The following is a 13,112-nucleotide window of genomic DNA, read 5'->3' as shown; positions in this document are numbered from 1 at the left end:
AGTGTGTTGCAATACCAATTAATTTCTGGAGTTCCGTTAATTTTTGTTATATTGTCGATTAGCTTCGAGTAAGGTAACAGATTTTACATAAAGTTCCAAATACAACCTAGTTTTTCAGCAATATTTATGGATTTAGCTACTCAATCGATAAATATATTAATTAAACTTTAAATATAATGTTGATGTGCATTTTCGGACTTTCTCCAGCGTGTTAATTTTTACAGAAAGAAAGCTAAAAAGAAATAAAAAATTTGCCCCACCGCTAATAAAATTTTCTTATCATTTTGAACGATCATCGCACGACAATTTTGAATCCTGACAATTCATTAACAGCAGTCTGTAAAGAATATATTGAGGAATCAGGAAATGATCAGAGAATTGACAATTTCCTGTTTAAGCGGTTAAAAAATATTCCTAAGAGTCATGTCTATCAATTGCTCAGGAGTGGTCAAATCCGCGTTAACGGAAAAAGAGTAACCGCAAAATATCGCTTGCAGCTCGGTGATCTGTTACGTATTCCGCCAATTATCAACACTACAAGTAAAGAAGCTAGATCACAAACTACAATCAATCCCCAAAAAAAATATTCATTTTCGATTTTGCATGAAGACGATGTACTGTTGGTTATCAATAAGCCCAGCGGCATGGCGGTTCACGGTGGAAGCGGTATTAGTTTTGGAGTAATCGAACAAATACGAGCGCAAAACCCGACTTGGAAGTTTCTTGAACTCGTGCATCGATTGGATAGAGAGACATCCGGTGTGTTACTTATCGCAAAAAAAAGAAATGCATTGGTTGAACTTCATCGGCAAATCCGTGAAGGATTGATGGAGAAACATTATTCAGTCATGGTCAAAGGAGAATGGCGGAACGCCAAACAACACGTCAAGTTAGCGCTCAACAAATATGTAACAGCAAGCGGTGAGCGTCGTGTGGCGATTTCATCAGTAGGGCAGTCGGATAGTAAACAGGCGCATACGATATTCAGCCTCCGGAAAACGTGGAAATCATTCAGTTTATTGGATGCTGAAATTAAAACCGGACGCACTCATCAAATACGGGTACATTTGGCGCACCTTGGCTATCCCATTCTCGGTGATGATAAATACGGCGATTTTGAGATCAACAAACAACTGAGCAAAGCAACCAGCCCATATCAGTTGACGCGCATGTTCCTGCATGCACGCACGCTGAAAATAATCCACCCGGCTTCAGGAATTGCCATGACATTGGAGGCGCCGCTACCGGAGGATCTGCAGAAATTTACCGAGTCTTTAGATAAACCAGAAACACTTGCAGAGAAAGCAAGCAAACGAACGCCAGATGCTATAATCAGAACTCAGGGTTGATCTGGTTTGATGGCGATTTTATCGGTATTGAGCATGGTTTGTAATACCTCCCAAACGTTTTCCGCAATCATTTTCTGCGCCGTTTCATTTGGATGAATTCCATCATTTTGAAAAAAATCATGGTTATGACCAAATCCTGCCAACAGGAATGGAATTAATTTTATTTGATATTTCTCAGCTAATTGCGGGAAAACTGCTTGGAACTTTTTCGTGTAAGTTGCACCATAGTTGGGTGGTAATTGCATGCCGACAAGCAACACCGATGCATTCGTTTGCGAACACTTCTCAATGATAGTCGCCAGATTCTCATAAATGGATTTAATGGTTGCACCGCGTAATCCATCATTGGCCCCCAGTTCCAGGATAACGATCTCGGGCCGATGATTTTCAAGTGCTTGCTCAATCCGATTGCGCCCCCCCAGGGATGTTTCGCCACTGACACTGGCATTAATGATTTGATAGTTCGCATGTTGCGATTGCAGCCGTTGCGATAATAGATTAACCCAACCGGCTTCTACCGGTATGCCATAGCTCGTTGATAAGCTATCGCCAAAAATCATGACTGTTTTGCTGACTGCCACCGCAGGAGCAAAAAAAGAAATAACAATCAATAAAATAAACAGGAATTTTTTTTTCATGTCAATTGATAACCAAAGTAAACAACTTGTTCTTCGTACCGATGCGCTTACTAAACAAGTGACAACCGGTGAGCAGCAATTGACCATTTTGCACGATATCAATTTGCAAATCATGTCAGGTGACGCCGTCGCTATTATAGGTGCATCCGGATCCGGTAAGTCGACTTTATTAGGTTTGCTGGCTGGATTGGATTTGCCGACATCCGGGAAAGTTCATCTGAATTCGGTTGATATCTTTGCATTGGACGAAGATGATCGAGCCGCGCTGCGCGGCAAAATAATGGGGTTTGTTTTTCAATCGTTTCAATTATTGCCGGCTTTAACAGCATTGGAAAATGTGATGCTACCGCTTGAATTGGCGCGTACTCCTGATGCGGAAACACCGGCAAAGCGCTTACTGGAGCGCGTGGGATTAGGGCAACGTTTGAATCATTATCCCAAACAACTATCCGGAGGGGAGCAGCAACGAGTGGCGATTGCACGGGCCTTTGCAACGAATCCAAGATTATTGCTAGCCGATGAGCCGACGGGTAACCTGGATTCGGCAAACGGTACTCAGATTATTGAATTAATGTTCGAACTCAATCGCGAACATGGCACAACCTTAGTTTTAGTCACGCATGACGAAGCATTATCACGGCGTTGCTCGCGTCAAATACGCTTGGTTGATGGTCGGCTGATCCATTAATGACCAATGCACGATCTTAATCATCATTCGAGTTATCAACATCATCATGTATCAAATTAAATTACCTTTTCAAATGATGTATCGCGATTGGCGCGCGGGCGAGCTGAATGTGCTGTTATTAGCGCTGATCATTGCAGTAAGCGGCATGGTCACGGTCGGTTTTTTCGCGGAGCGAGTAGAGTTGGCGCTCGCTCGTGAAAGCAATCAGCTTCTGGGAGCGGATTTGTTGCTCATTTCCAGTAAACCGATTCCCGAGCAATTTGCCGAAGAAGCCAATCAGCTGAATCTCAAGATTTCATGGCTGACTAAATTTCCCAGCATGATTTCCAATGGTGAAGGTAATCTTTTAACACAGATAAAAGCGGTTACCGAAGGTTATCCATTGCGTGGGCGCGTTCATTTATCCAAACGATCACCCGGCGGCTCTGTTTCGCAACCGCAGCTACAAACAGCGAATGGAATTCCACCACGAGGCACCATTTGGATTGATGAGAAAGTCATGACGCAACTCGAGTTGCAACGCGGGGATATTGTCGATGTCGGCGCCGCCCAGTTGACCGTAACTGAGTTGATCGCACGCGAACCGGATCACTCGGTTGGATTTATCAATATGGGCGCACGCGCCATGATAAATGCCGACGATCTGGAAGCAACCGGCTTGATCCAGGAAGGCAGCCGTGCATCTTACCAAATGCTGATCGCCGGTGAAATCGATTCCGTGAAGCAATTTCGTGACTGGGCAAAGAAGCGGTTGGCTAATTATCAACGATTGGAAGGCATTCGCGATGCGCGACCCGAAATCAAAGCGGCATTGCAGCGCGCGGAGAAATTTCTAAGCTTGACCGCGCTTGCCAGTGTCGTGTTGGCCGCAGCAGCGATTGCATTAGCGGTACGCCGTTTTACGCAGCGGCATCTGGATGGGTGCGCCGTAATGCGCAGCCTGGGCGCCAGTCAAAATCAATTGCTGTTCTTATATCTGGTTTATTTCATCGGATTTGGCCTGATCGCCAGCGGCATCGGCTGTTTGATCGGTTTTGGCGCGCAGCAAGCTTTAACGCATTGGCTGACGGATATTGTCGAAACGGACTTGCCATGGCCGAGCGGCTTGCCGGTATTGCAAGGGTTGCTGATTGGGTTGGTATTGCTGCTAGGTTTTGCTTTGCCGCCCGTGCTTAATCTGCGTAGCGTTCCAGCCTTGCGAGTGTTGCGGCGCGATGTCGGGTTATCGAATTTTCATAGCATTGCGGGTTACTTATTGGGTTTGGTGGCGTTATCGTTGTTGTTCATCTGGAAAGCGCAAGACCTGAAATTGGGTCTTTATGTCGTCATCGGTTTTGCTGCTGCCATCGTCATTTTCGGTTGTCTCGGCTGGTTACTGATTGGTATTCTGGCAAGCATCAGGCACCAAGCCGGTGGCGCTTGGCGTTATGGTTTGGCCAGCATCCGTCGCCGCTCGGTCTCCAGTATTTTGCAGGCGGTTGCGCTCGGATTAGGATTAATGGCATTGCTGATTTTGACCCTGATTCAAGATGATCTGGTTAAAGATTGGCACGCCAGCTTGCCTCCGGAAGCGCCGAACCATTTTTTGGTGAATATCCAAGCCGATCAACTGCAGCCATTGCAAGAATTTTTTCAACACCATGCCATGGAACAACCGGCGATGGCTCCCATGGTTCGTGGTCGCCTGGTGCAGATTAATGGTAAAAAAGTATCCACGAAAAATTATTCCGATGATTTGCACGCTGAACGTCATATCCGGCGCGAATTTAATTTATCCTGGACCAGCGAACTGTCGCTCGACAACCAAATCGTGCAGGGTGCTTGGTGGCAAGGTGACAACATTGAACCTGAATTATCCATTGAAGAAGGAATTGCAGCCACCATACGCGTCAAATTAGGCGATGTATTGACTTTTGACATTGCAGGCAGCCACTTCACCGCGAAAATCACCAGCATCCGGAAAGTCGACTGGGATACTTTCCGGGTCAATTTCTTTGTGCTGGTGCCGCCCGGATTGCTGGAAAACTATTCGGCAAGTTATATCACCAGCTTTTATGTGCCGCCATCCGATCTTGCAGTTATTCATGATCTGGTCCGAGCTTTTCCTAATATTCTGGTTGTCGATGTTGCATTGGTGATCCGGCAGGTACAACAGATGATTCAACAAGTTTCCCAAGCAATCGAATTTGTATTTGTATTCACGGTATTGGCTGGTTTCGCCGTATTATATGCCGCGATTGCCGCCACGCAGGATGAGCGCATTCAAGAGGCGGCGATTTTTCGCGCATTGGGCGCCAAACGTGAACAGTTGTCTCGGGCTTGGGCCGCGGAATTTGCGATACTCGGCGGCTTAGCGGGATTATTCGCATCCGCCGGCGCGACCGCAATGGGGTTTGCCATCGGTAAGCATATTTTGCATCTCGAATATACGTTCAATCCTTGGATTTGGGTGGTGGGTATTTCAACCGGCGTTATCGGTGTCTTAATCGCCGGTTTGCTGGGCACACGCTCGGCATTGTCGACTCCGCCATTATTGACGCTGCGAAAACTTGGGTAACCCGATGACAGCTTTGCCAGTCCCGAAATTTAAGGCGCTTCCGCCGCTGAGTCTGTATATCCACATACCATGGTGCTTGAAAAAATGTCCGTACTGCGACTTCAATTCGCATGAAATCCGGGAGCAGGGCAGCCAAGCATTAGAAGACACTTATGTGAAAGCGCTGATCAAAGACCTCGAAGCGGCGCTGCCGGATATTTGGGGAAGGCGATTAACTACCATTTTTTTCGGGGGAGGCACCCCCAGCCTTTTTAGTGCGAATGCAATCGATACCCTGTTAACAACCATCCGCATGCTGCTACCGCTGGAACATTTTGCGGAAATCACGCTGGAAGCTAACCCTGGAACCTTTGAAGCGCAAAAATTCGCCGATTTTCGCAAAGCCGGCATTAGCCGTCTGTCCATTGGTATCCAAAGTTTTAACCGGCAACATCTGCAAGCGCTGGGGCGCGTGCATGACGATCAGGAAGCATATCGTGCGGTCGAAATCGCCATGAAAAATTTCGACAATATCAACCTCGATCTGATGTACGCATTACCCCGGCAATCGCTGCAGGAAGCGCAACAAGATATCGAAACGGCGTGTACTTTAGGTGTCACGCATATTTCCGCCTATCATCTAACATTGGAACCCAATACGCTATTTTACCGCTATCCGCCAAAACTCCCGGATGACGAGCAAGCGGCACAAATGCAAGAAATTATCGAATTAACCACTGCCAATCATCAGTACCGGAATTATGAAACTTCGGCATTTGCATTGAACGGCAAAGAATCCCGACATAATTTGAATTACTGGTTGTTCGGCGATTATCTCGGCATCGGTGCCGGTGCGCACAGCAAAATCAGCTTTGCCGATAAAATCGTACGCCAAATGCGCTATAAACAACCCAAAGAATACCTTGCCAAAGCGCATGCCGGCGAATCGCTGGTTCAGTCACAGCACGAATTGACGATCGGCGATCGAGGTTTTGAGTTCATGATGAACGCGCTCCGGCTATCCGGCGGCTTTGACACGGTTTTATTTCAGGAACGAACCGGGTTGCCGATCGCTGCCGTGCAACAGCAGCTTGAAGAAGCCGAGCATCGCGGCTTGCTCGTGCACGATCATCTCCGCATCAAGCCGACTATACTCGGGCGGCGTTTTCTCAACGATTTACTGCAAATCTTTCTACCTGAAAAAAATCCTGTTGGATAATGCGCTAAAATCGCAGCCTCGATTTTTCCATTCAGGGTAAACACGATGGCGTATATCAAACCGGAAGAAATCATTGAAAACATGCTGCAAGCAGGTGCTAAGAAAGCTGACCTGCCGGTCAAGCAATTGCTGATTCGCGGATTTCTCTCAGGCGCTTTTTTGGGTTATGCGACGACCTTGGCAATCTTAACGGCGACACAAACCGGCTGGGGAATCGCGGGCGCCATGGTTTTTCCAATCGGATTCGTGATGATCGTACTGCTTGGACTGGAGCTTGCAACCGGCAATTTCGCGCTGATCCCCATCGCTGTTAAAGACCGCCGGACGACATTTTCGCTGCTACTCAAAAACTGGACCTGGGTTCTAATCGGCAATCTCGCCGGCAGCGTTGCGTATGCTTATTTGTATTGCATCGTCGCCACCAAAATGGGCTCCATCGACCCGGCTACCATACCGGCTTTACAACGAACGATCACCATTGCTGAAGCTAAAACGCTCGAATACGCGAAACTCGGTTTTGACGGCACCATCACCGCATTTACCAGTGCCATGCTGTGCAATTGGATGGTTACACTGGGCGCCGTCATGTCGTTCACCTCAACCGCCACCATCGGCAAAATCGCCGCCATGTGGTTACCGATCATGACGTTCTTCGGTTTAGGCTACGAACACGCAATCGTCAACATGTTCGTAATCCCCACTGGTATCCTGCTAGGTGCGGATATTACCATTGTAGACTGGTGGCTTTGGAACGGCATCCCGGTAATCGCAGGCAATCTGTTCGGTGGTATGTTGTTTACTGGTTTTTTGCTGTATTGGAGTTATGGGAGAGCTACTAATTAAGCTAGAATAGCTCGCCACATCAAACGAATTTCTGGAAAGAACATTCTCATTTCGATAAAAAACTACCACGATGAAAAAAATGCTTATTCGCACCAGTATTAGCGCAACACTGATCATCCAATTAACCGGATGCATAGCGCCGCCAGTCGCTGGAATTCCCGTTGCACCAGGAATACCGCCTGGCGTTGTGTATGTAGCGCCTACCTATGTCAGCCCAGGTTCTGGGTATTTATGGAACTACAACATTAATTATGGCTGGGGATGGCACCATCCGAGAAACGGATGGCATCGAGGCTGGAGATAACCTGTTAAACAGATGGTCTTGTCACGTGCTATTTACTACTTGCTGATTGGTATTCAGGTAAGCTTACCACGAGACACGAGGGTATATACGAAAATCGGAATATCACGACATCTGGAAGTGTGTAAGCGGGGATACTCGGATACTCAACAGAAAACTAATCACGGATGACCCACCGTTGGCCGGAAAGCAAACTTTCCGCTTTGCTAAACAAAACCTCACTGCTGAAAGCTCAAGGGTCGCGCCGCCGACCAGCGCGAAGGGTATGCCCCGTAAAGGGCATGCTGCCCGATTCCTATAATACAGTCTTTCTTTATCCTGACTTCTTTTTATTGCTAAACAGTTTTTGAGAGATTTCTTGTTCTTTATGGCTCGCCAAAGCGGGCAAAACCGGTAACTGGAATTTAGTTATATTTTTCAACAGTGTTGCTAAGATATAATGGTCTGCAATTGATTTAGCATACTACGAATCATGATCTACAGAACTGCATACCGTTCCTTTTAGGATGATATACAGTTAGCAAACGGGCTAATATCATAGTTTTATTGCTCCTCATTTTGGAATATGGTATATACGGAAACTATATAATTACTTGTTATATGTTGGTGCACACAATTAAAGGATTCTCCAATGAGTACTGAGGTATGGATTACACTAGTTTCATTAAAAAAGACATCAAGCTTTTCTTTAACGGGTCATCCTGATGAAATTGGCGGACATATACTAGAAGTACTTCACGTGTTTGGTGCGGAAATTGACAGGGATAACTTTAAAATAACAATAACTTCTCTTTTAGAAAATACTGAACCATTAAGAAAGCGCGTTAATGGATACGTTTCTAAGCATCGAGGTCACTCTCCAGTCATAAATAAACTAAATGACTTCTTTCGATTGCTTGATGATAATGAAAAATTCTACTTATTACCTGGAATAAAAGAGCTTACTCAAAAACAAGAAATGGATACTCGCATCGAGCTTTTATCTCATGTAAGGGGTGATATAAACCTTACTTACATTCAGGAGAAGTTCTCTGAAACATTTGATGACTTTCTTGATAAGTACTCAATAGAAGGGAAAATTTCCGATAAAAAGATAAAAGTAGGGGAAGGGCTGAAAAGTAATCGAGTTTGTCGCTTTTGCAATAACACAAGAGATAAGGTAACTAGCTTTTCTCAGGAAGCACATGCCATATCTGAATCATTAGGAAATAAAACCGTTATATTTAATGAGGAATGTGATGGTTGCAACAAATACTTCTCTGAAACAATAGAGCGGGACATAGATACATATCTGAAAACCTTGACAACCTTTTTCAAGGTGCAGAATAAGGATAACAAAGTTCCTAAAATAAAAGGAAAAAATTTCGAATTCTCTCATAATCCAACAGGTGTAGGTCCAGACCACATATTAATGTACAAGCCTTCTGGCGACGATGAGGGTCGCGATAAATCAACTCCCCCTAAAATAATCCCTCTTGAGTTTAATGCCAAAGTGAAAATGCAAAACATATATAAAGCACTTGTTAAGTTTTCACTTAGCGTTATCGATAATGATGATATTAATAAGTTCGGCAAAACGATAAGCTGGATATCAAGCGATTTTTTCTACAAAAAACTTCCTAAAATCGCATTGCTGAAATCCTATCATGGTTTCTCAAAAGGAGCCGAGCTTAAAGTCTATTTAAGAAAAGATGATGACGCTCGACTCCCTTTTGCTGTAGGCGAGTTTCAATTTACGTTTTTAAAGTATGTTTTCATCATTCCAACGTTCGACGATGACGAATATGATTTTACCGAAAATGATAACTATGAGTATTTCTGGAGTTTTTTTAAGTTTTACCATCTTGAAAAGAACTGGGATTATCAGTGTTTTTCAAATTCAGAAGCGAAGGACTTTGTCTTTAATATGATCTTAGATATGAAACCATATAACAATCAAAATCAGTCGGACGCATAAATGCGCCGCTGTTTTGGGCGTTAGGCAGCTATGAAAATCGCCGACCACATTAGGCACTCGCTCGAAGCTTGCGACAGCAGAGACCTTGATAAAGCGATGCTATTCGCGTGCTTGGCAGTCGACGGCACTGCAAAGAAGATGTATCCGCAGATCGACAAGGGTGGAGAGAGATTCAGGAAGTTCATTGTTGAGCACCTCGACATCATCGAGCTGATGCATGGCGGCCTAGACCTTCAAGAGACAGTCTTCCCATTCAAGGACAGTAAAGGAAACGTTGGCATCAAGTTCCAAGACATCGTCTACGAGAAATTTCGCTGCAATCTTGCCCACGGCAACGAACTGCCGGATGGATATGGAGTGACGATCAAGGTTCAGGATGGTATTCAGCAGTTCATGATCGACATTAAAAACCAGTCGATGACTTTGCCAGAGAGCGCAATCTACGCTCTCGGACTCCCGTGCGTTCTCGCGCCTGCAAATGCGGATCAAAGGATCGGGAGCAATTCTTACCACTATCGCGATCCAATCAATCACTACGTTGTTGATCACTGGTGGGGGAACGTCGAGTGCGCCAGAAGGATCATGGATTTCGAAAATCAGGTTAAGGTCAAAATGGACTTTTCGAATGTTTGGCCGTCAGCCTAAGCTGCCTAACATTTCGTTCGAGAGGGACGCTACGCCGGCAAGCCGGCTTCGCGCCCCTCAACTCAAACGTTACACATAAATTTGCCATCTATGTAATATTCCTAGCCAATATGCAAGCTCGCATGTACCCATTTAAGTAACATACATGGACGCCCACATTTGCCAAGCTTTCAATCAATGATAAGTCGAAGGTAAAGATTGCAGCCATACATTCGGATTTTTAGTGAAGCTGTTGCTTCTATCCCTGATGGAATCCGCTGAGTAGCTCCTAATCACGGGGGCGCACTTTATATGCTGTGTTACTTACAGGTTTTTCTACTCACGGTCTTACCAGTATCGCCATCATTTCATAATTGCCTGTGCAATCGTAGAATTCCTTAATAATTCGTTGTTACTCAGATTTTATTCAACCGCCTCGATTATATGTTGGCAACGATAGTTGCCGAAGTATAAGCGGGGTGGAATGTCTGGTTGTTGGCCAGGAGTGCCCAAGCGATCCGAGCATTCTTGTTCGCCAGAGCAACCGCTGCTACATTTTTGTTACGCCGAGTCATCAACTTTCTCAACCAGCTCTCTGGCTTTGCCTTGTTCTCGGCAAATCGAATCACGGCTCTTGCTCCGTGGATTAGCAGTGTTCTGAGATAAGTATCGCCGCGCTTGCTGATGCCCAATAGATTCTGTTTGCCTCCACTGGAATGTTGCCTGGGAACCAATCCCATCCATGCAGATAATTGACGACCACTCTTAAATTCCTTGGCTTTCCCTATTGTTGCCACAATTGCACTGGCCGTGAGCGGGCCTATTCCAGGAATCTCCGCCAGTTTACTACTAGCCTCGTTCTCACGGTGCCACAACTGGATCTGCTTCTCCAATTCAACTACTTGGCGATCTATTTCCCTCAGGTTCTCTGTCAATCGTTCCAGTAACTTCCGCATCACGCCAGGCAAGTTGTTCTCACTATCCTCCAGTATTTCCGGCATTCGCTTCATGATCGAATGTATCCCCTGTGGCATCACGATTCCAAACTCTGAAAGCAATCCTCGTATCTGGTTCGATTGCGCAGTTCTCGCCTTCACAAATCCCTGTCTGGCACGATGTACCGATAGAATGGCCTGTTGCTCTATGTTCTTGATTGGCACAAAACGCATGTTGGGTCGGCTCACAGCTTCACAGATTGCTTCCGCATCTGCCATATCGTGCTTGTTTGTCTTTACGTAGGGTTTGACAAACTGAGGCGACATAAGCTTAACAGTATGTCCAAATTCACTCAGTTTTCTCGCCCAATAATGTGAACTACCGCATGCTTCAATACCAATCATGTCAATCAACACCTAAAATTTACCAGGTATCAACATCCAAAAGTTACCAGTTGAAGGTAGTAAAATTCAGTTGTTGAGTGCGTTATTACGGTGTTTAAATCGATAGGAATCGTTACCGGTTTCGAGGATGTCACAGTGATGGGTGATGTGGTCGAGTAAGGCGGTGGTCATTTTTTCATCGCCAAAAACTTGCACCCATTCAGCAAAGTCGAGATTTGTAGTAATGATCAGAGAAGTCTTTTCGTACAGTTGACTGATGAGGTGAAACAGCAAAGCACCGCCGGACTCTGGGAAAGGCAGATAGCCCAGTTCATCAAGAATGACGGCGTCGATCTGGATGAGTCGCTTGGCAAGCGAGCCGGACTTGCCCAACTGTTTTTCTTTTTCCAACAAGTTGACCAGGTCAACGGCATTATAGAACCGCACACGTTTTTCCTGGTGAATAGCTGAAACTGCCAAGGCGATTGCCAGATGGGTTTTGCCGGTTCCGGTGCCACCGACAAAGATGAGGTTGTTTGCCTGCTCCATGAAATCGCCGCTGGCCAGTTGCTCAATACGTTCTCTGGTCAACGGGTTTTCTGCCCAGTCGAAGTGGATCAGGTCGCGGTGATGAGGAAATCTGGCGGCATGCAGCTGATAGTTCAAACTGCGCGCCTTGCGATCTGTCTGTTCAGCGGCAATCAACCGATCCAGCCAGACTTCAGGCATCACCGACTTCTGGCGGAAATTACCTTCAGCTTGCCATTCCTGCCAGGCAGCAGCCATGCCATGCAGATGGAGCGCTTTGAGCTGCGCGTAACGGTCAGTGATCATTGCGCAACCTCCACAAACTGTCATAGCGACTACAGTCGGCTTTCGGTTCGGTCTGCAGTCTGGGCACGGATAACGCGCTTAATCGTTTGGGGCGTGCTGTTTCGCTTAAACGGCGCATTTCATTCATGACAATGGCGGCAGCAATAATGCCGGTTTGCAGGGTTAAATCACAGGCAACTTCGAGTGTTTCAAACCCGGTGTCGCCCAGCGCTCTGGCCATCAGCAATAATTCGACAAATGCCCTGTCGCCTTTGTCCTGCTTCAGAATGCGGTCGCGAACCACTCGAATGGATACCGGCAAATCCCACTGTTGGAATGGCGCCCCATGGCGTAGTGCGCCAGGCTTCTTTTCCAGTACCGGCAGATAATGCCAGGGATCGCAAATCAGTTGACCGCGGCCATAACAACGTGCGTGTTCGGCAACAACTCGATTCTGTGCAACGATCCGTAACCGGTCTGCCGTTATCCGCACCGAAACAACACGATTCGACCATTCTGCTGGTACGCTGTAGCGGTTATGATCAGCCTTGATCAGATACGTGCTGGAAACCCGCATGGTCTTTTCAACATAGCCGTCAAATACGGCTTTGACAGGAATGAGTAACGGTTGTTCTTCTGCAAAGCAGTCGGCAATGCTGCGCCCAATCTGTTCCGGATGTTTGCGTTGCGACAGTTCCTCACAGCGCAGTGCCAGCCAGGCATTTAACTCAACAAAGTCCTTGAAGCGCGGGGTAGGTGTAAACAGCCATTGAATCGCCCCGGGTTTTCCGGAGATAAAATGATTTGAGAGGAGGGAAAGATGAA

11 protein-coding genes and 1 pseudogene are annotated in these 13,112 nt (G+C 46.2%); 8 read left to right on the top strand and 4 right to left on the bottom strand.

Going from position 1 to position 13,112, the window contains the following annotated elements; all coding sequences use genetic code 11:
- The first annotated feature begins 284 nt into the window (after positions 1-284).
- Positions 285-1,349, top strand: coding sequence for an RluA family pseudouridine synthase (locus KF839_RS06270; protein ID WP_292916985.1), 1,065 nt, complete (start codon positions 285-287; stop codon positions 1,347-1,349).
- Here the strand turns inward: KF839_RS06270 and KF839_RS06265 are convergent.
- On the bottom strand, positions 1,340-1,987 hold the full coding sequence (locus tag KF839_RS06265; RefSeq protein ID WP_292916984.1) for an arylesterase: 648 nt from the start codon (positions 1,985-1,987) through the stop codon (positions 1,340-1,342). The two genes, KF839_RS06270 and KF839_RS06265, sit on opposite strands and share 10 nt — an antisense overlap.
- On the opposite strand from KF839_RS06265, the gene KF839_RS06260 reads away from it, so the two are divergent.
- From KF839_RS06260 to KF839_RS06230, 7 genes are all read left to right on the top strand, one after another.
- The gene (locus tag KF839_RS06260) at positions 1,986-2,675 is read left to right on the top strand and encodes an ABC transporter ATP-binding protein (protein ID WP_292916983.1); all 690 of its coding nucleotides are present in this window, start codon (positions 1,986-1,988) and stop codon (positions 2,673-2,675) included. The genes KF839_RS06265 and KF839_RS06260 overlap by 2 nt on opposite strands.
- 46 nt (positions 2,676-2,721) lie before the next feature.
- The gene (locus tag KF839_RS06255; protein ID WP_292916982.1) at positions 2,722-5,232 is read left to right on the top strand and encodes an ABC transporter permease; all 2,511 of its coding nucleotides are present in this window, start codon (positions 2,722-2,724) and stop codon (positions 5,230-5,232) included.
- 4 nt (positions 5,233-5,236) lie between these two features.
- Positions 5,237-6,430: a radical SAM family heme chaperone HemW gene (gene hemW / locus KF839_RS06250; RefSeq protein WP_292916981.1), complete on the top strand. Its 1,194-nt coding sequence runs from the start codon at positions 5,237-5,239 to the stop codon at positions 6,428-6,430.
- Between the two features lie 45 nt (positions 6,431-6,475).
- On the top strand, positions 6,476-7,273 hold the full coding sequence (locus KF839_RS06245; protein ID WP_292916980.1) for a formate/nitrite transporter family protein: 798 nt from the start codon (positions 6,476-6,478) through the stop codon (positions 7,271-7,273).
- A 70-nt stretch (positions 7,274-7,343) separates the two neighbouring features.
- Positions 7,344-7,577 (top strand): hypothetical protein, encoded by a 234-nt coding sequence (locus KF839_RS06240; RefSeq protein WP_292916979.1) that lies wholly within the window; start codon positions 7,344-7,346, stop codon positions 7,575-7,577.
- Positions 7,578-8,205: 628 nt separating this feature from the next.
- Positions 8,206-9,531 carry an HNH endonuclease gene (locus tag KF839_RS06235; protein ID WP_292916978.1) on the top strand — a complete coding sequence of 442 codons (1,326 nt, stop codon included), beginning with the start codon at positions 8,206-8,208 and terminating at the stop codon, positions 9,529-9,531.
- 30 nt (positions 9,532-9,561) lie between these two features.
- Positions 9,562-10,176: a hypothetical protein gene (locus KF839_RS06230; RefSeq protein WP_292916977.1), complete on the top strand. Its 615-nt coding sequence runs from the start codon at positions 9,562-9,564 to the stop codon at positions 10,174-10,176.
- Between the two features lie 419 nt (positions 10,177-10,595).
- On the opposite strand, the pseudogene KF839_RS06225 reads toward KF839_RS06230, so the two are convergent.
- From KF839_RS06225 to KF839_RS06215, 3 genes and pseudogenes are all read right to left on the bottom strand, one after another.
- Positions 10,596-11,495: pseudogene (locus KF839_RS06225) on the bottom strand (IS110 family RNA-guided transposase); the annotation flags it as partial.
- Positions 11,496-11,561: 66 nt separating this feature from the next.
- Positions 11,562-12,308, bottom strand: a complete 747-nt coding sequence (istB, locus tag KF839_RS06220; protein WP_292916976.1) for an IS21-like element helper ATPase IstB — start codon at positions 12,306-12,308, stop codon at positions 11,562-11,564.
- Positions 12,298-13,112 (bottom strand): Mu transposase domain-containing protein (locus KF839_RS06215; protein WP_416362351.1); only part of this gene is annotated, 815 nt, incomplete at its 5' end. The genes istB and KF839_RS06215, both read right to left, overlap by 11 nt.

Source organism: Nitrosomonas sp. (assembly GCF_019635155.1).
Classification (GTDB): Bacteria; Pseudomonadota; Gammaproteobacteria; order Burkholderiales; family Nitrosomonadaceae; genus Nitrosomonas.
The sequence above is the reverse complement of the archived record's forward strand: the minus strand, read 5'-3'. Positions and strand labels throughout refer to the sequence as shown.

Bases quoted from the DNA above. Each gene is read 5' to 3' on its own strand.
- KF839_RS06260 (WP_292916983.1), top strand. From the start codon at position 1,986: ATGTCAATTGATAACCAAAGTAAACAACTTGTTCTTCGTACCGATGCG.
- KF839_RS06265 (WP_292916984.1), bottom strand. From the start codon at position 1,987: ATGAAAAAAAAATTCCTGTTTATTTTATTGATTGTTATTTCTTTTTTT.
- KF839_RS06255 (WP_292916982.1), top strand. From the start codon at position 2,722: ATGTATCAAATTAAATTACCTTTTCAAATGATGTATCGCGATTGGCGC.
- hemW (WP_292916981.1), top strand. From the start codon at position 5,237: ATGACAGCTTTGCCAGTCCCGAAATTTAAGGCGCTTCCGCCGCTGAGT.
- KF839_RS06245 (WP_292916980.1), top strand. From the start codon at position 6,476: ATGGCGTATATCAAACCGGAAGAAATCATTGAAAACATGCTGCAAGCA.
- KF839_RS06240 (WP_292916979.1), top strand. From the start codon at position 7,344: ATGAAAAAAATGCTTATTCGCACCAGTATTAGCGCAACACTGATCATC.
- KF839_RS06235 (WP_292916978.1), top strand. From the start codon at position 8,206: ATGAGTACTGAGGTATGGATTACACTAGTTTCATTAAAAAAGACATCA.
- KF839_RS06230 (WP_292916977.1), top strand. From the start codon at position 9,562: ATGAAAATCGCCGACCACATTAGGCACTCGCTCGAAGCTTGCGACAGC.
- istB (WP_292916976.1), bottom strand. From the start codon at position 12,308: ATGATCACTGACCGTTACGCGCAGCTCAAAGCGCTCCATCTGCATGGC.